The 22,630-nt window shown below is 69.0% G+C and carries 24 protein-coding genes; 19 read left to right on the forward strand and 5 right to left on the reverse strand.

Translation table 11 applies throughout. The features are described from left to right. Positions 1 to 5: 5 nt before the first annotated feature. The 5 genes from ACIBHY_RS13295 (at position 6) to ACIBHY_RS13315 (ending at position 4,753) form a co-directional block, all read left to right on the forward strand. Positions 6 to 803, forward strand: a complete 798-nt coding sequence (locus ACIBHY_RS13295; protein WP_397306771.1) for an SAM-dependent methyltransferase — start codon at positions 6 to 8, stop codon at positions 801 to 803. Positions 804 to 826: 23 nt separating this feature from the next. After that, positions 827 to 1,270 (forward strand): DUF3598 family protein, encoded by a 444-nt coding sequence (locus ACIBHY_RS13300; protein WP_379620334.1) that lies wholly within the window; start codon positions 827 to 829, stop codon positions 1,268 to 1,270. A gap of 128 nt (positions 1,271 to 1,398) precedes the next feature. Then, positions 1,399 to 2,379 (forward strand): DUF1838 family protein, encoded by a 981-nt coding sequence (locus tag ACIBHY_RS13305; RefSeq protein ID WP_397253564.1) that lies wholly within the window; start codon positions 1,399 to 1,401, stop codon positions 2,377 to 2,379. A 2-nt stretch (positions 2,380 to 2,381) separates the two neighbouring features. Then, the gene (locus ACIBHY_RS13310; RefSeq protein ID WP_397306772.1) at positions 2,382 to 3,755 is read left to right on the forward strand and encodes an aldehyde dehydrogenase family protein; all 1,374 of its coding nucleotides are present in this window, start codon (positions 2,382 to 2,384) and stop codon (positions 3,753 to 3,755) included. Beyond that, complete coding sequence (locus ACIBHY_RS13315) at positions 3,752 to 4,753, forward strand: nitrilase-related carbon-nitrogen hydrolase (protein WP_397253567.1); 1,002 nt, start codon at positions 3,752 to 3,754, stop codon at positions 4,751 to 4,753. The genes ACIBHY_RS13310 and ACIBHY_RS13315 overlap by 4 nt, the downstream gene beginning before the upstream one ends. A 43-nt stretch (positions 4,754 to 4,796) precedes the next feature. Here the strand turns inward: ACIBHY_RS13315 and ACIBHY_RS13320 are convergent, their stop codons facing one another. From ACIBHY_RS13320 to ACIBHY_RS13335, 4 genes are read right to left on the reverse strand one after another with little or no spacing between them, the layout of a single operon-like run. Beyond that, positions 4,797 to 5,579, reverse strand: a complete 783-nt coding sequence (locus ACIBHY_RS13320) for an ABC transporter permease (RefSeq protein ID WP_397253569.1) — start codon at positions 5,577 to 5,579, stop codon at positions 4,797 to 4,799. Further along, entirely contained in the window at positions 5,576 to 6,349 is a 774-nt protein-coding gene (locus ACIBHY_RS13325) for an ABC transporter permease (protein WP_397253571.1), read from the reverse strand. Before ACIBHY_RS13325 ends, ACIBHY_RS13320 begins: the two co-directional genes overlap by 4 nt. Then, positions 6,346 to 7,329, reverse strand: a complete 984-nt coding sequence (locus ACIBHY_RS13330; RefSeq protein ID WP_397253573.1) for an ABC transporter substrate-binding protein — start codon at positions 7,327 to 7,329, stop codon at positions 6,346 to 6,348. The genes ACIBHY_RS13325 and ACIBHY_RS13330 overlap by 4 nt, the downstream gene beginning before the upstream one ends. A gap of 13 nt (positions 7,330 to 7,342) precedes the next feature. After that, a complete protein-coding gene (locus tag ACIBHY_RS13335; RefSeq protein ID WP_397253575.1) occupies positions 7,343 to 8,434 on the reverse strand; it encodes an ABC transporter substrate-binding protein in 1,092 nt (363 codons plus the stop codon). 350 nt (positions 8,435 to 8,784) lie between these two features. Here ACIBHY_RS13335 and ACIBHY_RS13340 point away from each other — a divergent pair, with 350 nt between their 5' ends. From ACIBHY_RS13340 to ACIBHY_RS13405, 14 genes are all read left to right on the forward strand, one after another. Next, positions 8,785 to 11,526, forward strand: a complete 2,742-nt coding sequence (locus ACIBHY_RS13340) for a nitrate- and nitrite sensing domain-containing protein (protein WP_397306773.1) — start codon at positions 8,785 to 8,787, stop codon at positions 11,524 to 11,526. Further along, complete coding sequence (locus tag ACIBHY_RS13345; protein WP_184965570.1) at positions 11,523 to 11,945, forward strand: roadblock/LC7 domain-containing protein; 423 nt, start codon at positions 11,523 to 11,525, stop codon at positions 11,943 to 11,945. The genes ACIBHY_RS13340 and ACIBHY_RS13345 overlap by 4 nt, the downstream gene beginning before the upstream one ends. 37 nt (positions 11,946 to 11,982) lie before the next feature. Next, positions 11,983 to 12,384: a DUF742 domain-containing protein gene (locus ACIBHY_RS13350; protein ID WP_376773507.1), complete on the forward strand. Its 402-nt coding sequence runs from the start codon at positions 11,983 to 11,985 to the stop codon at positions 12,382 to 12,384. After that, complete coding sequence (locus ACIBHY_RS13355) at positions 12,365 to 12,952, forward strand: GTP-binding protein (protein WP_397253579.1); 588 nt, start codon at positions 12,365 to 12,367, stop codon at positions 12,950 to 12,952. Before ACIBHY_RS13350 ends, ACIBHY_RS13355 begins: the two co-directional genes overlap by 20 nt. 58 nt (positions 12,953 to 13,010) lie before the next feature. Next, complete coding sequence (gene ffh, locus ACIBHY_RS13360; RefSeq protein WP_397306774.1) at positions 13,011 to 14,576, forward strand: signal recognition particle protein; 1,566 nt, start codon at positions 13,011 to 13,013, stop codon at positions 14,574 to 14,576. 213 nt (positions 14,577 to 14,789) lie between these two features. After that, positions 14,790 to 15,257, forward strand: coding sequence for a 30S ribosomal protein S16 (gene rpsP / locus ACIBHY_RS13365; RefSeq protein ID WP_397253582.1), 468 nt, complete (start codon positions 14,790 to 14,792; stop codon positions 15,255 to 15,257). Between the two features lies 1 nt (position 15,258). Then, positions 15,259 to 15,504, forward strand: coding sequence for an RNA-binding protein (locus ACIBHY_RS13370; protein WP_379620357.1), 246 nt, complete (start codon positions 15,259 to 15,261; stop codon positions 15,502 to 15,504). Between the two features lie 85 nt (positions 15,505 to 15,589). Further along, the gene (gene rimM / locus ACIBHY_RS13375) at positions 15,590 to 16,093 is read left to right on the forward strand and encodes a ribosome maturation factor RimM (RefSeq protein WP_397306775.1); all 504 of its coding nucleotides are present in this window, start codon (positions 15,590 to 15,592) and stop codon (positions 16,091 to 16,093) included. 4 nt (positions 16,094 to 16,097) lie between these two features. Next, positions 16,098 to 16,862, forward strand: a complete 765-nt coding sequence (trmD, locus tag ACIBHY_RS13380) for a tRNA (guanosine(37)-N1)-methyltransferase TrmD (RefSeq protein WP_397253745.1) — start codon at positions 16,098 to 16,100, stop codon at positions 16,860 to 16,862. A gap of 479 nt (positions 16,863 to 17,341) precedes the next feature. Next, the gene (gene rplS, locus ACIBHY_RS13385; protein WP_397253586.1) at positions 17,342 to 17,704 is read left to right on the forward strand and encodes a 50S ribosomal protein L19; all 363 of its coding nucleotides are present in this window, start codon (positions 17,342 to 17,344) and stop codon (positions 17,702 to 17,704) included. Positions 17,705 to 17,829: 125 nt separating this feature from the next. Then, the gene (gene lepB, locus ACIBHY_RS13390) at positions 17,830 to 18,693 is read left to right on the forward strand and encodes a signal peptidase I (RefSeq protein ID WP_397253588.1); all 864 of its coding nucleotides are present in this window, start codon (positions 17,830 to 17,832) and stop codon (positions 18,691 to 18,693) included. Then, positions 18,693 to 19,286: a signal peptidase I gene (gene lepB / locus ACIBHY_RS13395; protein ID WP_397253590.1), complete on the forward strand. Its 594-nt coding sequence runs from the start codon at positions 18,693 to 18,695 to the stop codon at positions 19,284 to 19,286. The genes lepB (ACIBHY_RS13390) and lepB (ACIBHY_RS13395) overlap by 1 nt, the downstream gene beginning before the upstream one ends. A gap of 51 nt (positions 19,287 to 19,337) precedes the next feature. Then, complete coding sequence (locus tag ACIBHY_RS13400) at positions 19,338 to 20,006, forward strand: ribonuclease HII (protein ID WP_379633856.1); 669 nt, start codon at positions 19,338 to 19,340, stop codon at positions 20,004 to 20,006. A gap of 24 nt (positions 20,007 to 20,030) precedes the next feature. After that, positions 20,031 to 20,354 (forward strand): DUF2469 domain-containing protein, encoded by a 324-nt coding sequence (locus ACIBHY_RS13405; RefSeq protein ID WP_184965553.1) that lies wholly within the window; start codon positions 20,031 to 20,033, stop codon positions 20,352 to 20,354. A gap of 609 nt (positions 20,355 to 20,963) precedes the next feature. Here the strand turns inward: ACIBHY_RS13405 and dprA are convergent. Beyond that, positions 20,964 to 22,283 (reverse strand): DNA-processing protein DprA, encoded by a 1,320-nt coding sequence (gene dprA, locus ACIBHY_RS13410; RefSeq protein WP_397306776.1) that lies wholly within the window; start codon positions 22,281 to 22,283, stop codon positions 20,964 to 20,966. Positions 22,284 to 22,630: the final 347 nt, after the last annotated feature.

Here is a 22,630-nt window from a genome sequence, read left to right on the forward strand (position 1 = left end):
GTGTCGTGGCAGACGTCGATGGTGAGGCTCCCTACGGACTGAATCTGTCGGAGGCCAGCCCTGCTCGTGTGTACGACTACCTGCTCGGGGGCAAGGACAACTTCGGTGTCGACCGGGCCGAGGGTGAGCGCATCCGCGCGCTCATGCCCGGTGTCGAGATCGGGGTCCGCGCGCAACGCGCGGTGCTGGGCAGGGTCGTCAGATTTCTGGTCGGAGAGGTCGGTCTACGCCAGCTGATCGACATCGGCACCGGGTTACCGACAGCCGAAAACGTGCATCAGGTGGCTCACTCGGTCGATCCCGGGGTGCGTGTCGCCTACGTGGACAACGACCCTCATGTCCTGGTCCATGCCAGGGCCCTGCTGGCCAGGAACGTCAACACGCTGGCCGTACACGCCGACCTGCGCGAGCCCGCCGCCCTGCTGGGCGATCGCGAGCTGCTCGCGCACATCGACCTCAGGCGGCCGGTCGGCCTGATCCTCTGCGGGATCCTCCACCACGTCCAGGACGAGGAGGACCCGTGGCACCTCACGAAGGAGCTCGTCGCCGCCCTTCCCCCGGGCAGCTACGTGTTCATCCACCACCTCCTGAACAGGGGCGACGAGCAGAGCCGTTCGCTGCTGGAGGCCCGGAACACCCGATACCGCACCAAGGACGAGATCGCCCGCTTCTTCGCGGGTCTTGAAATGGTCGATCCCGGGCTGGTAGGGGTGCCTGACTGGCGTCCCGACCCCGATCAACCGTTCCAGGAGAGCCATCCGGTGCTGAAGCTGGCGGTCGCCGGTGTCGGCCGCAAACCATGACCAACCCTGCAAGAGGTGTTCCTATGGGTCTTCGTGATGACATGCCGCTGCTCGCCCGCCACGAGGGCGAGTGGGAGGGCACGTACACCCACCTTGACGCGGACGGCAACCTGATCGACCGCCACCGCTCCCACCTGACCTGCACCATCGTGGACGACAAGACCTACCACCAGGTCAACCGCTACACCTGGGACGACGGCAGGACCGAGGAGCTCCAGTTCCCCGGCACGTATCTGGGCAACGGGCGCTGCGGCTTCGACACCGAGCGCATCAAGGGCGAGTTCTGGGAGCTGGACGCGTCCACGATCTACCTGAGCTGGATCTACAAGGCGGCCGACGAGGACCTGCGGCTGTTCGAGCTGATCGTCCTCAGCGACGACGGCAAGAGCAAGAGCCGCGTGTGGCAGTGGGTCAAGGGCGGCGTCTGCGTCAAGCGCACGCTGATCGACGAGCGACGGGTGGCCTGACCCCCGCCCCGGCCGTCCGAACCGAGGGCGGCCGGGGGCTCTGCCCGGAGCCGACACCCGCGTTGACAGAGTCTCTCCGTTGATGATCGTATTTCCCCCGCTATCGCCGCCCCACCTCCGGAGACACGATGTTGAAGCGCCGTGGTCTGTCCTTCGCTATCGCCTTATCCGCCGTCATGCTGACCGGTCTCGCACCGGGAGCCGTGGCCGCCGACATCGACGACCCCTGGGCCCCGGGCCCCATCTACCGGACGGTCACCGACGACGCCGGACAGCTCCAGCTGCAGTCCATGGGCCGCCCCGACGGCCAGGACATGGTCTTCCGCATCTCCGGCTCGGTCTACGCCAACGTGGAGGGCAACGCCCTCGACCCCAAGATCCGCCACGGCCAGAAGCTGTTCAACCTCGAGGGCTACAACATCCGCCGGCTCTACCGCGTGCCCGGCACCACGCAGATCCACCAGCTCTCCCGCGAGATCGTCTTCTACACCAGCCCCACCAACCCGACGCAGATCCTCACCGAGTGGACCAACCCCGTCGACGGCAAGATCTACCCGGTCGTGCCGATCAACAACGACAGGGTGGCCTTCGGCCCGTTCAACGTCACCCCCTCCTACGTCGGCCCGCCCCTGCAGCAGCGGCACGAGGAAACGGCCTGGACCAGCGACATCCCGGTCAACACCAACTTCACCACCACGCTCGGCGAGAGTTTCGGCCTCAAGAACGGCCACTACAGCGCGATGGAGATGTTCGACTTCTACGTCGACGACCGGGAGCGCGCCGCACGCACCGTCGACGGCACCGTCCCCACCGGCGCCATGAAGACCAAGATCAGCTGGAGCCGTACCAGCCCGTGGGCGCCCTTCATGTGCCTGCCCGAGGCGAGCGTCCAGGGCCAGCTGACCTACCACGCCCGAAGCTGGGCGCTCAACTCCTACGCTGAGGTCGAGCCGTGGCTGCGTGCCAAGATCGACCTGCAGTACCCGCTCTACCAGGCCGCTCCCACCGATCCCGGCGCCAGCGAGAACTCCTGGTCGTCGTTCTACAACAAGCAACTGGGCCGGGGTGCCACCACCTGGGCCCAGTGGTGCACCACCAACGGAAGGTAACCATGACGCAGGTCAGGAACCCGCTCACCGGGGAAACCGACCGCCTGCTCGCACCACCGTCGCCCGCGCGGCTCACGGCCACGGCCGCCGAGCTGCGCGCGGCGGCGCCCGCCTGGCGCGAGGCGGACCGAGGGGCCGTGCTCAACCGCTTCGGGGCCGCGCTGGCCACCGACGACGAACTGCTCGCCGCGCTCGTGGCCGACACCGGCCGCACCGGCGAGTCGGTGCTGGAACGGCAGATCGTGGCGGGCATGATCGAGCGGTGGGTACGGCAGGCCCCCGCCCTTCTCGCCCCGCCCGAGGACGAGCCCGCCAGCCTGCCCGGCATCGTGGTCGGAGGTGAGGCGGTGCCGTACGAGCTGGTCGGGGTGATCAGCCCGTGGAACTTCCCGCTGCTGCTCGGCCTCATCGACGCGATCCCGGCGCTGGCCGCCGGATGCGCGGTGCTGGTCAAGCCCAGCGAGGTGACGCCCAGATTCATCGAGCCGCTCATGAGGCTGGTGCCGGAGGAACTGCCGCTGCGGGTGGTCGAGGGCGCGGGGGAGACCGGCGCCGCGCTGATCGACCTCGTCGACGCGGTCGTGTTCACCGGCAGCGTGCCCACCGGGCGCAAGGTCGGTGAGGCCGCGGCCAAGGCGTTCATCCCCGCCTTCCTGGAGCTCGGCGGCAAGGACCCGGCCATCGTGCTGGCCGGCAGCGACCTCGACCGGGCCGCCGCCGCCGTCCTGTGGGGCGGCACCGCCAACGCCGGGCAGGCCTGCCAGTCGATCGAGCGGGTCTACGTGGAGCGGGCCGTACACGCGGAGTTCCTCGCGCTGCTCGCCGACAAGGCGGCCAAAGTGATGCTGACCTGCGAGGGCGGCCCCATCGGCCCGATCATCGCGGCCGACCAGGCCGGCGTCATCGAACGCCACCTCGCCGACGCCGTCGAGCGCGGCGCGGTCGTGCACACCGGCGGCAGGATCGAGCACCACGGCGGCGGGCTGTGGTGCCGCCCGACCGTGGTGTCGGGCGTGAACCACTCGATGGCGCTCATGACCGAGGAGACGTTCGGGCCGATCCTGCCGGTGATGGCCGTGGACGACGCTGACGAGGCGGTGCGGCTGGCCAACGACGGCGCGTACGGGCTGTCCGGGGCGGTCTTCGCCGCGACCGAGCAGGACGCCCGCGCGCTCGCGCGGCGGCTGGAGGTGGGCGCGGTCAGCGTCAACGACGCCTCCCTGACGGCGCTGGTGCACGAAGGGGAGAAGAACTCCTTCAAGCTCTCCGGCCTCGGCGGCTCGCGCATGGGCAAGGTCTCGATCAACCGGTTCGTCCGCCGCCGCGCGCACCTGGTCAACCGCTCGGCCGCGGCCGACCCGTGGTGGCACCGGTGACCGCCTACCGGGCGCTGGCCCTGCAACTGGAGACCCGGGCGGTGACGGGGCTGGCCGACCCGCGTTCCGAGATCAGGGCGGCCATCGCCCGGGTGGACGCGGGCCTCGGCGGCTCCAAGGCCTGGATCGGTCCCGACCTGCGGTTGGTCGTCCTGCCCGAGTACGTGCTGACCGGCTTCCCCATCAGCGAGAGCGTCGCCGCCTGGCGGGACAAGGCGGCCCTGGCCCCCGACGGCGAGGAGTACAAGGAGCTGGCCGAGATCGCCGGCCGCCACGGCGTCTATCTGTGCGTCAACGCCTACGAGAGCGACGAGCACTTCCCCGAGTTGTTCTTCCAGGCCTGCGTGATCCTCTCCCCGCAGGGCGAGACGGTGCTGCGCTACCGCAGGCTCCACTCCATGTACTCGCCCAGCCCCTACGACGTGTGGGAGCGCTACCTCGGCGTCTACGGCATGGACGCGGTGCTGCCGGTGGCCAGGACCGAGATCGGCAACCTGGCCGCGCTGGCCTCGGAGGAGATCCTCTACCCGGAGCTGGCCAGATCGCTGGCGCTGCGCGGCGCCGAGGTCTTCTGCCATCCGACCTCGGAGGCCTCCGCTCCGGCGCTCACGCCCAAGGCGATCGGCCGCAGGGCGCGCGCCATCGAGAACATGGCCTATGTGGTCTCGGCCAACAGCGGCGGCCTGAGCGGCATCTCCATCCCCGGCGACTCCACCAACGGCGGCTCGGAGGTCCTCGACTTCGAGGGCCGCGTGCTGGCCGTCGCCGGGCCGGGGGAGTCGGTGATCGCCGCGGCCGAGCTCGACCTCGACGGGCTGCGCCGCTTCCGCACCCGCCCCGGCATGACCAACCTGCTCTCCCGCGTGAAACCGGCCCTGTGGGCCGAGGAGTACGCCCGCCACGACGTGGAGCGCCCCGACGGCCTGACCGGCGCCGAGCCCGGCCGCGCCTGGTTCGTCGCCCGCCAGAAAGAGATCATCGAGCGCCTGTACGGCTGACGCGCGGACGCCCCCTCCCCTCGGAAACCGGGAAGGGGGCGTCTCAGCGGGTACGGCTGGCCCGATGCCAGCCCAGCGTCATCCGCTCCACCCCGATGAACACGGCGTTGAGCAGGATCCCGAGGATGCCCAGCAGCACGATGCCCGCCCACATGGCCGGGATGTCGAACTCGCTCTGCGCCTCCAGCATGCGGTGCCCGATGCCCTCGCTGCTGCCGACCAGTTCCGAGACGACCATCATGATGAGCGCCAGCGAGACGCTCAGCCGCAGCCCGGCGAAGATCTTCGGCGCCGCCGCCGGCAGGATGATGCGGAACACCCGCTGCGTCCTGCTCAGCCGGAAGACGTCCCCGGTCTCCGTGTACTGCTTGTCGACGAAGCGCGCCCCGTCCGCGGCGTTGATCAGCACCGGCCAGACGACGCCGTAGACGATCGAGGCCAGCTGCATCGGCGTACCGATCTTGAACAGGATGAGGAAGATCGGTAGAAGCGTCGACGGCGGCACGGAGCGGCCGAAGTGGATCAGCGGGTCGGCCAGCGCCGACAGCCAGCGCGAGCGGCCCAGCAGGACGCCGAGCGCCACCCCCGCCGCCGCGGCCATGGCCCAGCCGGCCATGAGCCTGGCCAGGCTCGGGACCAGGTCGGCGATCGCCTCGTCGGTGAGGAAGACCCGCGACAGCGGCCCGGAGAACCACATCTCGTGCAGCCGGACCACGATGACGCTCGGTGGCGGGAAGTAGGTGGCCTTGGCCTGCCGCGTGCCCAGTTCCCAGGCCAGGACGGCGACGGGCAGCAGCCAGTACCACGCGAGCCTGCGTATGATCATGACGTCGATCCCTGGTGCCAGTGGAACAACCGGCGCTCACCGGCCATGAACAACGCGTTGGCCGTCAGGCCGATCAGGCCCGCCCAGATCGTTCCGGCCAGCATCCTGTCGATGCGGTTGGCGCCGCTGGCGAGGGAGAGGAAGTTACCGATCCCGCCGCCGCCACCGGCGATGAGCTCGACGCTCACCGCCACGATCAGCGTGACCGACAGGGCGATGCGGATTCCGGTCGCGATGAACGGCGCCGCGCTGGGCAGGCTGACCCGCAGCACGATCGACATGCCGCCGAACCCGAAGCTGCGCAGGGTCTGCTTGGCCTGCGGGTCGACGTCGCTCAGGCCGTACATCGTGTTGATGAGCAGCGGCCACGCGCAGGTGTAGACGATCAGCGCGATCTTGGCGTCCTGGCTCTCGGTGAACAGGAACATCGCCAGCGGGATCAGCGAGACCGAGGGGATGGGCCGCAGGAACTCCACCAGCGGGCGAACGGAGCGCTCGACGACGGGCACGGTGCCGAGCAGCAGCCCGGCGGGCACCGCGGTGGCGATCGCGATCACCAGGCCGATGAGACAGGCCAGCAGGGTGTTGCCGACCTGGGACAGGAACTCGCCCTCGAAGGCGATCGCGACCGTGGTGGCCAGCACGGTCGAGACGAGCGGGATGATCTCGGGGTCGATGACCCCGAGACGTCCCAGGGCCTCTACGAGAACGAGGAATCCCAGGACGCCGGCGGCGCCCAGGATTCCTCGTCTGTTGCGGAGAGTGCTCATTCGACCTTGGCGGGGATGAGTGTCGAGACGTCCATCTTCGCCTTGAGGTAGCCGTAGCCGTGGAGCAGGTCGGCCAGCTTCTGGAACGCGGCCATGTCCGGCTCCATGCCGAAGCTGCCGAGCTTCATCGCGGCGACGGCCGGCGCGGGGATCTGGGTGTAGGTCGGGACCACCTCGTTGATGGCGTTGCGGTCCTCACCGGCGATCTTCTGCGCCTTGGCCAGCGCGCGGTGGAAGGCCGCGGCCGTCTTCGGGTTGTCGGCCAGCCACTTCTCCGACACGCCCCAGCCGTCGATCGGGATGCCCGCGGTCGGGCCGCTGGTGGTGTCGATGATCTGGGTCGCGCCCTCCTTGATCGCGGCCGACAGGAACGGCTCCACCAGCCAGGCGGCGTCGACCTTCTTGGAGGCCAGGGCGCCGAGCTGGTCGGCGAACTGGATCGCCACGAACTTCACGTCCTCCGGCTTGAGACCGGCCGCCTGAAGGTGGGCGTTGGTGGTGGTCTGGCCGAGCGCCTTCAGCACGTTGACCGCGACGGTCTTGCCCTTGAGGTCGGCCGTCGCCTTGACCGGCGAGTCCTTGGGCACGACGACGCCCGCGATGCCGGGGGCGCCGGTCTGGACGTGCTGGAAGAGCTTGAGCTTGGCCGCGCCGGAGTCCTGGATGGCCATCAGCGAGACGTAGCTGGTGAGGAAGGCGTCCATGCTGCCGTTGAGGATCTTGGGCATGACCGCCTGCGGAGCCTGGATGATCTCCGTCTTGACGGTCAGGCCCTCCGCCTTGAAGAAGCCGCGCTTCTCGGCGATGTACAGCGGCGAGGAGGAGGGCACGGGCACCACGCCTACGGTGATCGTGCTCTTCTCCAGTCCGCCGGCGGGGGCCGAGCCCTGCGCCTTCGGCGTCTCCTTCTGCCCGCCGCCGCACGCGGCCAGGGCGAGAACGGTCGCGCAGGCGACGGTGACGACCCGCGTTAATCTCATGTTTTCGCTCCTGCTACTGCTCGGGTCCGTTGAAGACCATAGTGGGGACATCAATCTTGCTCTTCAGATAGCCGAACTCGTGCATGAGGTCGGCCACGCGCTGAATGCGCGTCGCGTTGAGCGAGGTCGGGAAGGTCCCCATGGCCATGGTCATGACCGCTTCCTTGGGGATCTGCGTGTACTTCGGGACCACCTCGGCCAGCGCGGAGCGGTCGGTCGCGGCCAGGCGCTGCGCCTTCTGGACGGCGCGCTGGAAGGCGGCGGCGGTCTTCGGGTGCTTGGCGACCCAGGCGTCGGTGCTGCCCCAGCCGTCGATCGGCAGCGACTCGGTGGGGCCGGTGTTGGTGTCGAGCAGCACGCGCGCGCCGCCCTGCTGCGCCGCCGACAGGAACGGCTCCACGAGCCAGGCGGCGTCCACGGTGCCGGTCTTCAGCGCGGCGATCTGCGCCTGGAAGTCGATCACGGTGAACTTGACGTCCTGCGGGCTGAGCTCGTTGATCTGCAGGTGGGCGCTGACCGAGAGCTCGCCGAGGTTCTTGAGCGAGTTGACGGCGATGGTCTTGCCCTTGAGTTCCTTGGCGCTCTGCAGCTTGGAGTCCTTCGGGACGACGACGGCGGCGATGCCGGGTGCGCCCTGGAGGGTATCGGACAGGATCTTGATCTTCTGACCACTGTCCTGAAGGTTTAGGAACGACACGTAACTGCCCTTGAAGATGTCCATGCTGCCGTTGGCGATCTTGGGCATGACCGCCTGTGGCGCCTGGATGACCTCCATCTTGACGTTGAGGCCCTCTTGCTTGAAGAAACCTCGCGCTTCGGCGATGTAAACCGGCGCGGACGACGGCACGGGGGAGACCCCGATGGTGATCGTCGTCTTCTCAAGGCCCCCACCTGCGGAGGAACCAGAGGGAGAGCCTGAGCCGCTGCTGCAGGCGGCAAGGGAAACGGCCACGACGAGCCCGATTACGGACACGCGGAGGGTAGGCCCGAAAGTCATGAGTCTCCTCGACGGGGTGGTGCAAGGGTTCCGCGAGCGTCCCGAGCGACTGGTGGGAGCCGTGCGAACAGGCGGAGATCGTACCGGAGCCCCGGTCGCAATTGCCATGAAATCATCCGATTTGTGTTGTCCGAAATATCGAAGGCTGAGCTGTATGTCCGAAATAATGACCTTTGAGGTGATAATGAAGATGTGATATGGCAGGGAGTGGGTGATTTGCAATGCTTGATGAGTTCGGTGAGACCGGAGTGTTGGCCTGAGTTAGGAGGATGTGCTCAAATAGCTCCTTGTTCCGAGGGTTGTCCCGTCTATCCCTCACCACCCCGTGGAACCCGCGAGGAAGTGCCAGTCACGTGAGGAAACGATCCGGCGCGAACCAGCGTGGCACGCAGAGTCCGGTGCCCACGCAGGCACACTCCAAAGCCGGTGGCGGTAGGTTCCGACTCCGCAACTGGCGCGTGCGATGGCGGCTCATCGCGCTCATCGCCGTCCCGACCGCCGTCGGTGTGTGGATCGGCGGCCTGCAGATCGTGGACTCCATCGGCCGGGCCAACGCCTATCAGCGTGTCCTGGAAAAGGCGGAATTGGGGGATTCCATCACGGAGCTCGTCCACGAGCTCGCCCTGGAACGTGACCGGGCCGTCCAGTACGTGGCCGTCGGCCGCCGCAAGCCCGCCGAAGCCGACTTACGCGGCACGTTCACCCCGGTCGACAAGGCCGTCACCGCCTTCAACCAGAAGGCCGCCGTCATCTCCGACGCGCACGGCGAGAGCGTGAGCCTCATGGTCCAGCAGATGCAGGGCCGCCTGGAGGAGATCGCCTTCGCCCGCGACACCGTCATCAAGTCGCAGCTGCCCGCGCTGCCCACGATGCGCAAGTACTCCCAGATCATCGACGCGCTCCAGAAGTTCCACGACGAGATCGGCCAGGGCGACGTCGACGAGACCCTGAGCAACAGCGTCCGCGCCTTCAGCGCCCTGACGCGCGCCAAGGACGCCGCCTCCCAGCAGCGCGGACTGCTGGCCGCCGCGGCCACGACCGGCGCCTTCCAGACCGGTGAGCAGGAAGCCTTCGGCGGCGCCCGCGCCCAGCAGGAGAGCGAGATCGCCGCCTTCCGGTCGACCGCCTCCATCGACGAACTGCAGTTCTACGAGGACACCGTCACCGGCGCCGACGTCGACCGCGCGGCGCTGTTCCGCCTGCGCGCGCTGTCGCAGGCGGCCGAGGGCAGCGCCATCGACCTCGACTCCCGGACCCGCGCGGACGCCGATCGCTGGTTCGAGTCGATCACCGGTGCCATCGACGCCATGCGCACCGTGGAGAAGCGGCTGTCGCAGTCGATCAACGTGCAGAGCCGCGGGCTGAAGGACTCCGCCCAGACCTCCGCGCTGTTCGCCGCGGTCGGCTCCGGCCTGCTGCTGATCCTGGTCCTGATCGTCACCACCCTGATGGCGCGCTCGCTGGTCAGCCCGCTGCGCCGGCTGCGCAGCGAGGCCCTGCACATCGCCGGCCAGCGCCTGCCGGACACCGTGCGCACCATGCGCGAGACCGTCGACGCCAGCACGCCCGAGGTGCCGCCCATCGGCGTCGTCTCCGAGGACGAGATCGGTGAAGTGGCCCGCGCCTTCGACGAGGTCCACCGCGAGGCGGTACGGCTGGCGGGCGAGGAGTCCAGGCTCCGAAGCAACGTCAACGCCATGTTCGTCAACCTCTCGCGCCGCTCCCAGACCCTCGTCGAGCGCCAGATCACCCTCATCGACGGCCTGGAGCAGGGCGAGCAGGACGAGAGCCGGCTGGCCAACCTGTTCAAGCTCGACCACCTCGCCACCCGCATGCGCCGCAACAGCGAGAACCTCCTGGTCCTCGCAGGCCAGGACCCGCCCCGCCGCTGGAGCCAGCCGGTCAAGCTGGTCGACGTCGCCCGCGCCTCCCTGTCGGAGGTCGAGAACTACGAGCGCGTCGTCCTCCAGGTGCCCGACGGCGTCTCCGTCGCCGGACAGGCCGTCAACGACGTCATCCACCTGCTGGCCGAGCTGGTCGAGAACGCCCTGTCGTTCTCCCCGCGCGAGACCCGCGTCACCGTCTCCGGCAGCCGCATCGACGGCGGCGGCGTCATGCTGTCGATCACCGACTCCGGCATCGGCATGACCGGCGAGGAACTCACCCAGGCCAACGACCGCCTCACCGACGCGCCCACGGTCGACGTCTCCGTCTCCCGGCGCATGGGCCTGTTCGTGGTCGCCCGCCTGGCCCACCGCCACGGCATCCGCGTGCAACTGCGCCCCCACGGCTCCGGCGGCCTGACCGCCATGGTCCTGCTGCCGGAGGCGTTGCTCGGCGCCCAGGCGGCCGCCATGGCCGGAGCCGGCTCCGGACCCGGCCCGGTCAGCGCGCCGCCACCGCACCCGCCCGCGGTCGAGCCGTTCAACGGCCAGCCCATGCAGTGGGGCCAGCAGATGCCCGGCGGCCACCCCTCCTTCCCGTCGAACCCGGCCAGTGGCTCGTGGCCGTCGATGCCCCAGTGGCCCTCCGAAGGCGGCGTCCCCGCCGGCGGCGGCGGGAACGGCGGCTGGCCCTCCGACCCGCGCGGCGGCGGCCCCGACACCTCGGACGTGTGGGTGCCCTCGCGCAACACCGGCGGTGGCGGCTGGGGGAACGAGCCCCCGCTGCCCAAACGCCAGCCGGCCCCTCCCTCGGAGGAGGTGTCCACCTGGTCCTTCAACCGCGAGCAGCAGCAACAACCGCAGCGCCCGCAGAACCGTTACGACTTCCCCGAGACCGAATCGGCCGCCACCGGGCCCATCCCGGCGGTGAACCAGGGCGACGAGTTCCTGCCGATCTTCGCCTCGGTGGAGTCGGCCTGGTTCGAGCACAACGACAACGGCGGCGGCAACTGGGGCTCGACCAAGGCCGACGCGGGCTGGAGCGCGGCGGAAGCCGTACGCGAGCCGGTGCGAGACGCGCCGACGGCGGCGGGACTGCCGAAGCGCGTCCCCAAGGCCAACCTGGTGCCGGGCTCGGCCGACACCGCCAGCGCGCCGAAGGGCGTGGCCCCGGTACGCAACGTCTCGCCCGACCGGGTACGCAGCCGGCTGAGCAGTTTCCAGCAGGGCTTCCGAGCAGCACGTGATGACATCAGCGAAGGCAGGGCGTATCCCCCTGGCTCGAAGCACGTTGATAGCAGGGAGGAGGGCGAATGAACGACCTGAGCCACGCGGCGCGCGGGGTCGACTGGCTGATCACTGATTTCGTCAGCACCGTTCCCGGGGTCGCCCATGCTGTTGTGGTCTCTTCCGACGGGTTACCGCTCGCGGCCTCCGCCGGCTTCCCGACGGACAGGGCCGACCAGCTGGCCGCGATCGCCTCCGGGCTGATCAGCCTCACCCAGGGCGCCGCCCGGGTCTTCGAGGGCGGGGTGGTCAACCAGACCATCGTGGAGATGGAACGCGGTCTCATGCTGATCATGTCGATCAGCGACGGCTCGTGCCTGGCGGTCCTGGCCGCCCCCGACTGCGACATGGGGCTGGTCGCCTACCAGATGACCCTGATGGTGGACCGTGCCGGGCAGGTGCTGACCCCCGCGGTACGCGCCGAACTGCGCGCCAGCCAGACCAGGTGATCAGCGTGAGCGACCATAGCTGCGAGGTGTACGCCTCGTGAACAGCCACCCTAGTTGGAACAGCGGCGGCGGCTGGGAACCCCCGCCGCCGCCCCACAACGACCCCGCCTCGCCGGTACGCCCGTACGCGGTGACGGGCGGGCGCACGGCGCCGCGGGTCAAGCTCGCCATGGAGGCCCTGGTGTCATCGGCCACGGCCGAACACCGGGAGTTCTCGCACATCACCCCCGAGTACCAGGCGATCTCCCAGCTGTGCCGTCAGGTGCGCTCGGTCGCCGAGGTCTCCGCGCTCCTGCGGATACCGCTCGGGGTGGTGCGGGTGCTGATCGCCGACATGGCGGCAGAAGGTCTGGTCCGCGTGCACCAGCCAGCGCTGGAAGCCGGAAGGCCGGACGTGTCTTTGCTCGAAAGGGTGCTCAGTGGACTTCGCAGGCTCTAGCCCCGGCCTCACCTCGACGAAGATCGTGGTGGCCGGAGGTTTCGGTGTCGGTAAGACGACGTTCGTCGGCGCGGTGTCGGAGATCATGCCGCTGACCACGGAGGCGGTCATGACAGACGCCTCAGCGGGGATCGACGACCTCGGGATGACACCACTGAAGTCCACGACGACCGTGGCCATGGACTTCGGCCGCGTGTCGCTGGACCGTGACCTCATCCTCTACCTGTTCGGCACGCCGGGTCAGCACCGGTTCTGGTTCATGTGGGACGACCTGGTGCGCGGTGCCATCGGCGCGGTCGTGCTGGTGGACACCCGGCGCCTGGCCGACAGCTTCCCGGCCATCGACTACTTCGAAGAGGCGCAGCTGCCGTTCGTCGTGGGCGTCAACGGCTGGGACGGCACGTACCCCCACAGCGACGGCGAGGTGCGCGACGCCCTCACGCTGGCGCCGCACATCCCGCTGGTGCGCCTGGACGCCCGGTCCAAGGACTCGGTCAAGAGCGCGCTCATCCACCTGGTCGAGCACGCCCTTACGGTACGCATGGCCGTGCCCGGCTGGAATGGCTGAAGGAGCGACTAGGCTGGGTCCAGACCACGCATAACCGCATCGAGGACTGGCCAACCACGTGTTCGAGACGCTTTCCGACCGGTTGACATCGGTCTTCTCCTCCCTCCGTTCCAAGGGTCGGCTGTCCGACGCCGACATCGACGCGACCACCCGCGAGATCCGCATCGCGCTGCTCGAGGCCGATGTCGCGCTGCCGGTGGTCAAGGCGTTCGTCGCCCAGGTCAAGGAGCGTGCCCGGGGCTCGGAGGTCTCCGGCGCGCTCAACCCGGCGCAGCAGGTCGTCAAGATCGTCAACGAGGAGCTCATCGCCATCCTCGGCGGCGAGACGCGCAGGCTCCGCTTCGCCAAGACGCCGCCGACCGTCATCATGCTGGCGGGTCTGCAGGGCGCGGGCAAGACGACGCTGGCCGGCAAGCTGGCCCGCTGGCTGCGCGAGCAGGGCCACGTGCCGCTGCTGGTCGCCGCGGACCTGCAGCGTCCCAACGCGGTCAACCAGCTCCAGGTCATGGGCGAGCGCGCGGGCGTCGTCACCTACGCGCCCGAGCCCGGCAACGGCGTCGGCGACCCGATCGAGGTCGCCAGGCAGTCGATCGAGGTCGCCCGCCAGAAGCAGCACGACGTGGTCCTCATCGACACCGCCGGCCGCCTGGGCATCGACCAGGAGATGATGAAGCAGGCCGCCGACATCCGCGACGCGGTCTCGCCCGACGAGGTCCTCTTCGTGGTCGACGCCATGATCGGCCAGGACGCGGTGACCACCGCGCAGGCGTTCATGGAGGGCGTCGGCTTCGACGGCGTGGTCCTGACCAAGCTCGACGGCGACGCCCGCGGCGGCGCGGCCCTCTCGGTGCGGCACATCACCGGCAAGCCGATCATGTTCGCCTCCACGGGCGAGAAGCTGGAAGACTTCGACGCCTTCCACCCCGACCGGATGGCCTCGCGCATCCTCGACATGGGTGACGTCCTCACCCTGATCGAGCAGGCGCAGAAGACGTTCGACGAGGAGCAGGCCGCCAAGATGGCGGGCAAGCTCACCTCGGGCGAGAACTTCACGCTCGAGGACTTCCTCGAGCAGATGATGATGGTCCAGAAGATGGGCCCCATCAAGAACCTGCTCGGCATGATGCCCGGCATGGGGCAGATGCGCGACCAGCTCGACTCCATCGACGACCGCGACCTCGACCGCATCGCCGCGATCATCCGCTCGATGACCCCGGGCGAGCGCAGCGACCCGAAGATCATCAACGGCTCCCGCCGGGCCCGCATCGCCGCCGGCTCCGGCGTGACGGTGACCGCGGTCAGCAACCTCATCACCCGCTTCTACGAAGCCCAGAAGATGATGAAGCGGATGGCCGGCGGCATGGGCATCCCCGGCATGCCGGGCGGCCGCAACAAGGCCGCCAAGCAGCAGAAGAAGAACAAGAAGGGCCGCAGGGTCAGCGGCGACCCGCGCAAGGCGGCGCTGGGCAAGCCCGCCGCGTCACCCGAGGACGACGCCGCGCCCCCCAAGAAGGGCGGCCTGCTGGGCAACCTCGGCGGCGGCCCCAAGCTCCCGCCCGGGATGCAGCTTCCGCCCGGTTTCGACCCGTCGAAGTTCCAGCTTCCCGGCGACGACAAGAAATAGCTCCCCGTGGGGTACGGCGCGCGCCGCCGTGCCCCACGTGCCGTGTCGCTGTCAGTACCCACGGTCTGGCACAATGGCATGTTGGAACATCGTGACCAGGCGGGTGCCCTCTCACCTCCCGCCGGCCGCGCCTGTCCCTCGAGCGGCCCGCCATCGTGCCCCACTCGATGGCAAACCGTTCACCCACGCTCGATTGCAGGAGAGACCACACCCGTGGCAGTCAAGATCAAGCTCAAGCGGCTCGGCATGATCCGCAACCCGCAGTACCGCATCGTCGTCGCCGACAGCCGCACCAAGCGTGACGGCCGGGCGATCGAGGAGATCGGCCTGTACCACCCGAAGGAAGACCCTTCGGTCATCCAGATCAACGCTGAGCGCGCCGCCTACTGGCTGGGTGTGGGCGCGCAGCCCACCGAGCCCGTGCTGAAGCTGCTCAAGCTCACCGGTGACTGGCAGAAGTTCAAGGGCGAGCCCGCGCCGGCTCCGCTGAAGGTGGCCGAGGTGCCCGCCGACCGTCACCTCGTCTACGAGGAGGCCGCCAAGGAGGCGCTGTCCGGTGGCGACACCGGCAGCACCGGCACCACGCCGAGGAAGTCCAAGAAGAAGGACGAGGCTCCGGCTCCGGCCGCCGAGGCTCCCGCCGAGACGCCGGCCGAGACCCCCACCGAGGGCGAGGGCTGACGTGCTCGAGGAGGCTCTCGAGCACCTCGTTAAGGGCATCGTCGAACATCCTGACGACGTCCGGGTCCGCGCACGCCGCATTCGCAGCGGGCGCGTTCTCGAGGTCCGGGTGCACCCCGACGACCTCGGTAAGGTCATCGGCCGCGGCGGCCGCACCGCTAAGGCGCTGCGCACCGTCGTGAACGCACTGGCTGACGGAAAGTACGTCCGGGTCGATCTGCTCGACCTGCACGAAACGGTCCGTTAGCCCGCTGGTTTCACGCGCCCTCATCGGTTCTCCGATGGGGGCGCTCGCGTTGGGGCGTGCCGTACATGGAGAGAAGGAAGAGATCGTGCAGCTGGTAGTGGGGCGGATCGGACGTCCGCATGGTGTCCGCGGCGAGGTCACCGTGGAGGTGCGCACCGACGAGCCCGAGCTGCGTTTCGCGCCCGGCACCGCGCTGGCCACCGACCCGGCCGCGCGCGGCCCGCTCGTGGTCGAGAGCCGCCGCTGGAACAAGAGCGTGCTGCTGCTGCGCTTCGAGGGCTTCACCGCGCGCGAGACGGCCGAGGAACTGCGCGGCACCATGCTCGTCATCGACTCCGCCGACGTGACGCCCTCCGACGACCCCGACGAGTTCCACGACCACCAGCTCGTCGGGCTCGCGGTCGTGACTGTCGGGGGAACGCCCGTCGGCGAGGTGACCGACGTGCTCCACCACGGCCAGGACCTCCTCGTCGTACGCCGCGGCGGCGGCCAGGACGACGCCCTGATCCCGTTCGTGAAGGCGCTGGTGCCCGAGGTCGACCTGGCCGGGGGCAAACTGGTCGTCGACCCGCCGGAGGGGCTGCTCTGACATGGTGCGCCTCGACATCGTCTCGATCTTCCCCGAGTACTTCGCCCCCCTCGACGTCTCCCTGATCGGCAAGGCCCGCGAGCGCGGCACCCTCGACGTCCGCCTCCACCAGCTGCGCGACTGGGCGCACGACGTGCACAAGACCGTCGACGACACCCCCTACGGCGGGGGTCCGGGCATGGTGATGAAGCCCGAGGTGTGGGGCGAGGCGATCGACACCGTGATCGGTGACGGCGCGCCCCGCATGATCGTGCCGACGCCGAGCGGGCGGCCGTTCACGCAGGAGCTGGCGCAGGAACTGGCGCGCGAGGAGTGGCTGCTGTTCTGCTGCGGGCGCTACGAGGGCATCGACTCCCGCGTCATGACCGAGTACGGCTCGCGCCTGCGCGTGGACGAGGTGAGCATCGGCGACTATGTGCTGGCCGGTGGCGAGGTCGCGGTGCTGGTGATGGTGGAGGCGATCGGCCGGCTGCTGCCCGGTGTGCTGGGCAACGCGTGCTCGGCGGTGGATGACTCGTTCGCTCCTGGTTCGATGCGGAACCTGCTGGAAGGGCCCGTTTACACCAAGCCGCCGGTTTGGCGGGGGCACGAGGTGCCTGGCGTGTTGCTGAGCGGGCACCACGGGAAGGTCGCCAGGTGGCGTCGGGACCAGGCGCTGCGCCGTACCGTCGCGAACCGGCCGGAACTGGCGGCGGACCTGGACCCGGAAACGCTCGACAAGCACGACCGCGCACTACTCGAAGAACTCCACACCCCGAAATCCCCCTGACGCCGCTCGCCACCCCTTCACAGCCGTGCGGGCCGAGCGCCCGTTTAGCCTGACGCGCTTGCCATCGTGCGGGCACAGCCCCCTGACGCCGTCCTCGCCCGACCGCCCCGCCATCGCCCCGCCACCGTGCGGGCGGCGCCTCCGGCGGCCTTCGGCTCTGAGGGCCTATGCCATCCTGCGGGCGTGAGGCCCTTGACGCCCCTTGCGATGACGCCCTCCGCACCAACGGCGCTCGCCGCTGTGCCGGCGGAGCGGTCCAAAAGGCCGGCGCTCCCGAGGTCGTCGCCGTCCCTCCTGGTGGGCTTCGTTTCGCTTCACGCGCGAACATGTGGCAAACTGAATCGCTGCCAACCCGTCACGTGGTTGGTTCGCCGTGCCCGGGGGACGCCCGGGTTCATCATGGAAGCAGGCGTGTCCGCCGCGAGCCGCGGCCGGGTGGACCTCCGCGTGCTCGCGAAGACTTTGAGGTAACAGCTCTCATGCACACGAAGATCCAGGAGCTCGACAAAGCGACCCTGCGCAGCGACGTGCCGGACTTCCGTCCCGGTGACACGCTCGAGGTTCACGTACGAGTCGTCGAAGGCAACCGGTCGCGTATCCAGGTCTTCAAGGGCTTCGTGCTGCGCCGCCAGGGCGCCGGCGCCCGCGAGACCTTCACCGTCCGCAAGGTGAGCTACAGCGTGGGCGTCGAGCGCACCTTCCCGGTGCACAGCCCGGTCATCGAGAAGATCGTGCTGGTCACCCGCGGTGACGTCCGCCGCGCCAAGCTCTACTACATGCGTGACCTGCGCGGCAAGGCCGCCCGCATCCGCGAGAAGCGTGAGAACGCGCCCGCCAAGTAAGGCGCGACCCAAAAGCCCGGTACCGCTTGGCCGTACCGGGCTTTTCTTTATATGGAGCGACTCGCGGGCGGGTGTACCGTCGGTCGAGGCTTGTCGAGCCCATGCATCATCTAGGCTCGTCAGCGATGACTAGCGAGAGCCAGGAGAACGGCGCAGCGCGCCGCCCTGTCAAGGACGAGGTGGACGTGGTCGCCGAAGAGACTCAGAAGGCCAAGGACCCCAAAAAGAAGGACAAGAAAGGGTCGTTCTGGAAGGAACTTCCCGTCCTGGTCGTCGTGGCCCTCGTACTAGCCTTGATCATCAAGACGTTCGTGATCCAGGCGTTCTACATTCCGTCTGAGTCGATGGAGAACACCCTGCTGAAGAACGACAGGGTGCTGGTGAACAAGCTGGTCTACCACACGCGTGACATCGAGCGCGGTGACGTCGTGGTCTTCTCCGGGGTCGACTCCTGGGACGGCGAGTTCGTGATGGAGGAGCCGTCGAACCCGATCGCGGCCTTCTTCCGCTGGGTGGGCACGGCCTTCGGCGTGGTCCCCGGTGAGAAGGACTACATCAAGCGGGTCATCGGCGTCGGCGGCGACAAGGTGAAGTGCTGCGACTCCAAGGGCCGCATCTCGGTCAACGGCGTGGCGATCGACGAGGAAAGCTACCTCTATCCGGGCAATGTGCCGTCGCGGGAGCCGTTCGAGATCACGGTGCCCGAAGGGCGCCTGTGGGTGATGGGCGACCACCGCGTGGTCTCGCTCGACTCGCGGGCCCACCAGGGCGATCCGGGTGGCGGTTCGATCCCGGAGAGCCAGGTCATCGGGCGGGCGTTCGTCATCGTCTGGCCTTTCTCGCGGGCGGCGACGCTGCCGATCCCCGACACGTTCGCGCAGCCCGCGCTGCAGGCCATGGCCGGGGGGCTGCCGCTGGTCGCCGGGTTCGCGTTCGCGGTGCCGCTGGTGCTGGTGCGTCGGCGGTGGGTGCTGAGGAGGAAGCGCTGATGGCCGTCACGAAGAAGGCGGAGCCCGCCGAGAAGAAGAAAAAGGGCGGATTCCGCGAGACGGTACTCCTGCTGGTGCTGGGCGTCGGCATCGCGCTGCTGCTGCAGGCGTTCGTGGTCGGCTCCTTCTACATTCCGTCGGAGTCGATGGAGAACACGCTTCAGATCAACGACCGGGTGTTCGTCAACAAGCTCGCCGGGAAGCCGGAGCGGGGCGACATCGTGGTCTTCAAGGGCTGGGACGGACAGGACACCATCAAGCGCGTCATCGGCGTCGGCGGCGACAAGGTGGCGTGCTGCGACGCCAAGCGCCGGGTCACGGTCAACGGTGTCGCGCTCGAAGAGAAGTCCTACCTGTTCCCGGACGACGAGCCGTCGGGCGAGGACTTCAAGTACACCGTCCCGGCGGGCAAGCTGTTCCTCATGGGCGACCACCGGTCGATGTCGCAGGACTCGCGTGACCACGTCAAGCAGGAGGGCGCCGCCGGGTGGATCTCCGAGGAGGACGTGGTCGGCAAGGCGTTCGTGCGCTACTGGCCGCTGGGCCGGGGCGAGATCTTCCAGAAACCGGAGTCCTTCGACAAGGTGAAGTAGGCGCCGTTCCGGTCGCGGTTTGCGGCTATTGGGGCGTACGCTGCGTCTGTCATGACAGTTGCGTTCCGCCCCCGACCGAGCGTTGTCCGGCGAGATTCCGGGCTTTACGCGTACGAGAGAGCGCTGGCCCGCCGCGGTCTCACCCCGATCGCCGGGGTGGACGAGGCCGGTCGCGGCGCCTGTGCCGGGCCTCTGGTGGTCGCGGCGGTGATCCTTCGCAAGGAGATTCCGGGTCTGGGGGACTCGAAACTCCTGACAGCGGCCACACGCGAGCGCCTCTACACCTTGGTCACCAAGAGCGCCGACGTCGGGGTTGTCGTCATCCCGCCGCAGGAGATCGACGCGCGCGGGCTGCACCGGTGCAACGTGGCGGGAATGCGGCGGGCGGTGGCGCAGTTGACGACAGACCCGGAATACATCCTGACCGACGGCTTTCCCGTGCCGGGCCTGCCGGCGCCGTCGCTGGCGGTATGGAAGGGGGACCAGGTCGCCGCATGCGTGGCGGCGGCCTCCATCGTGGCGAAAGTGACGCGAGACCGGATGATGGTCTCGCTGGACACGGAGTTTCCCGCCTACGGTTTCGCCGAGCACAAGGGGTACACGACCGCTCGGCACCGGCGGGCACTGGAAGCTCACGGTCCGTGCTCGCATCACCGGTTCTCCTTCGTCACTGTGGCAAGGGAGATGGGTGACAATGAAATGGGGGCCGGGGTTGCCTGACCTCGGAACTACAGGAGGGACGCGATGAGCGCAGAAGATCTCGAAAAGTACGAAACCGAGATGGAGCTGCAGCTTTACCGCGAGTACCGGGATGTCGTGGGCCTGTTCACCTACGTCGTGGAGACGGAGCGGCGCTTCTACCTGACGAACTCGGTGGATCTCGACGTGAAGACGGCGGGGAACGGCGATGTGTTCTTCGACGTGAAGATGCAGGATGCGTGGGTTTGGGACATGTACCGGCCCGCACGGTTTGTTAAGAACGTACGGGTGGTGACGTTCAAGGATGTGAACGTCGAAGAACTGGCCAAGGCCGACCTCGAGATGCCCAAGGAGGGCTTCTCCAAGTAGGGGTGCCGGCTCACCGGGTTGGCCTCTGGAGTCCATCACGACACCGGGGGCCTCTCGTATGCTGCTCAACGTCCCTTTGCCGGTGCCCATGGCCTCGCCTCCCATCGGCCTGCTCCCGCGCCTCATCACCTTGACCCGCCCGCGCTCGTTCGGGGCTGCCACGTCACCGGTTGCCACGCCTCCCACAGGCTCCGCCTCTGCGCCGGACGGCCTCCCCTGTAGCCCCGATCCCATGCCCTTGGCCCCTTCCGACACGGATGCTGTGCCGCCTTCCCGTCACCGCGCGCCAGAGGCCGACCTCAGCGGTCCGGCCTCGCCGGGAGGGATCTCGATCCCGGCGGCGGAGGCCGGGCACGTCGCGGCCCGCGGCCGAGCCGAGCGTCACGGTCAGCCGGATGGAATCGTGTGGTGCTGTGCTCCTCGGACCTCGCGCGGTGCGGTCTTCCCGGTCACTGTGCCAAGGCTGCCCACAGCGGTCGGGTGCCGGTGGCGCTTCTCGGCGGTCACCGGGCAGGAAGGCGATCGCCGTATCTCCTCTGGCGGCCTGGTGTCATGTGTGCTCCCGGTTGGTGGTTGGCAGGGGTGGGGCCTCTGGGCTCTGAGACGGGGTCAGGGGCGGGAGAAGGCGCCGGGTTTGAGGCGCCAGCCCTTTGGGGTGCGCAGGACGTAGCCGGCGGCGGCCAGGCTGCCGAGGGCGCTGAGGGTCGTGGAGAGGTCTGTGCCCGCGGCTACCGCGATGGTGGCGGTCCCCGCACCGCCTCTGCCGGGCACGGCGTCCAGGACGCTCCTGGCCGTCTCTGAGAGCGCGTCGTGGGGCACCACGGGGCCGCGCTGGGTCGGGGCCAGGTCGTCGCCGATCATGCCGACCAGGTCGATGAGTTCCGCCGGAGTGGTCACGCAGACGGCCTTGCGGTCGCGGAGCAGGCGGTGGCAGCCCGCGGACATCTCCGATGTGACCGGACCCGGGACCACGGCCAGGTGGCGCGACAGGGTCAGCGCGTGGGCCGCGGTGTTCGCCGCGCCGCTGCGCAGAGCCGCCTCCACCACGAGGGTTCCCCGGGAGAGGGCGGCTATCAGGCGGTTCCTGATCAGGAAGCGGGCGCGGGTCGGGTGAACGCCGGGCGGGCATTCGCTGATGACCGCGCCGTCTGCCCTGATCTCCGTGAACAGGTCGTGATGACCGCTCGGGTAGGAGATGTCCACGCCGCAGGCCAGGATGGCGATCGTGGTGCCACCGGCGGCCAGCGTCCCCCGGTGCGCGGCGCCGTCGATGCCAAGGGCGCCGCCTGAGACGACTGTCCAGCCGGACTCGGCCATGCCCGCCGCGAACTCCGCCGCCACATGAGTTCCGTACGGCGTCGCCGCCCGTGCGCCCACGATGGACACCGAACGCAGGCAGGAGTAGCGGAGGTCGGCCGTGCCGTTCACCCACAGGCCGAGGGGGCGGCTGGTGCCGAGTTGGTCGAGCTGGGTGGGCCATTCGGGGGTGCCGGGGATGATCAGCCGGGCACCCGCCTTCTCACCTGCCGCCAGATCCGCTTCCGGGTCGGCCGCCTCCAGCCGCGCCTGCCACGCCCGCAGCCGCCGTCTGAGCCTGGCTTCCTGCGCGTCCGACGTTGTCGCGTCCCGTGTGGCCGCACGGTCGCCATTGGCTGCTCGGCCGTTGGGGCGTTGGTCTCCCTTGTGGTCCTCACCAGCGTTGGCGCTTTGGCGCTCAAGCTCGGGTGTCGGGGGCAGCGCGAAGTCGCCCTCGGTCGTGAGCTGGACCCACTCCCCGAGGTAGGCGTGGGGCGGGTCTCCGGCCTGGAGGACGCGTCCGGTCAGGACGTCCTGGGGTCCCGCAGGGCTGGGAGTGCCCTGGTAGCGGGCCGGCCTCTGCTGCGCGGTGGGGTGTTGCGAGTCGCCGAGACAGGTGGTCTGGGAGAGCAAGGCCAGGGACGCCGCTTGGGAGGGTCCTGCCTGGTGAGGAGCGATTGCGGATGGGGATTGGCAAGGGCAAGCCCGTCCCTCGCAACTGGCCTGGCAGGAGAGGGCTTGGAGAGGAACAACCTGGAGGGGTGCGGTCTGAGTCTTGAAGAGGTGTGGGTCCATCAGGGATGTGGCGTTGGGGGCGATGGCCGGGGATGCGGTCCGGCAAGACGTGGCAGGAGAGCTGACCTGCGGTGGCGTGGTCGACGACTCAGGGTGGGGCGCGGTCGGGGTTGTTGTGAGGAGGGCGGGGGTGCCTGAGGAGTTGGCGTGGGCGTGGATCAGGCGGAGGGTTTCCACGGCGCCGA

The organism is Nonomuraea sp. NPDC050547, assembly GCF_044457345.1.
GTDB lineage: Bacteria > Actinomycetota > Actinomycetes > Streptosporangiales > Streptosporangiaceae > Nonomuraea.

Bases quoted from the DNA above. Each gene is read 5' to 3' on its own strand.
- ACIBHY_RS13300 (WP_379620334.1), top strand. From the start codon at position 827: ATGGGTCTTCGTGATGACATGCCGCTGCTCGCCCGCCACGAGGGCGAG.
- ACIBHY_RS13305 (WP_397253564.1), top strand. From the start codon at position 1,399: ATGTTGAAGCGCCGTGGTCTGTCCTTCGCTATCGCCTTATCCGCCGTC.
- ACIBHY_RS13310 (WP_397306772.1), top strand. From the start codon at position 2,382: ATGACGCAGGTCAGGAACCCGCTCACCGGGGAAACCGACCGCCTGCTC.
- ACIBHY_RS13320 (WP_397253569.1), bottom strand. From the start codon at position 5,579: ATGATCATACGCAGGCTCGCGTGGTACTGGCTGCTGCCCGTCGCCGTC.
- ACIBHY_RS13325 (WP_397253571.1), bottom strand. From the start codon at position 6,349: ATGAGCACTCTCCGCAACAGACGAGGAATCCTGGGCGCCGCCGGCGTC.
- ACIBHY_RS13330 (WP_397253573.1), bottom strand. From the start codon at position 7,329: ATGAGATTAACGCGGGTCGTCACCGTCGCCTGCGCGACCGTTCTCGCC.
- ACIBHY_RS13335 (WP_397253575.1), bottom strand. From the start codon at position 8,434: ATGGCAATTGCGACCGGGGCTCCGGTACGATCTCCGCCTGTTCGCACG.
- ACIBHY_RS13345 (WP_184965570.1), top strand. From the start codon at position 11,523: ATGAACGACCTGAGCCACGCGGCGCGCGGGGTCGACTGGCTGATCACT.
- rplS (WP_397253586.1), top strand. From the start codon at position 17,342: ATGCACACGAAGATCCAGGAGCTCGACAAAGCGACCCTGCGCAGCGAC.
- lepB (WP_397253588.1), top strand. From the start codon at position 17,830: ATGACTAGCGAGAGCCAGGAGAACGGCGCAGCGCGCCGCCCTGTCAAG.
- lepB (WP_397253590.1), top strand. From the start codon at position 18,693: ATGGCCGTCACGAAGAAGGCGGAGCCCGCCGAGAAGAAGAAAAAGGGC.
- ACIBHY_RS13400 (WP_379633856.1), top strand. From the start codon at position 19,338: ATGACAGTTGCGTTCCGCCCCCGACCGAGCGTTGTCCGGCGAGATTCC.
- ACIBHY_RS13405 (WP_184965553.1), top strand. From the start codon at position 20,031: ATGAGCGCAGAAGATCTCGAAAAGTACGAAACCGAGATGGAGCTGCAG.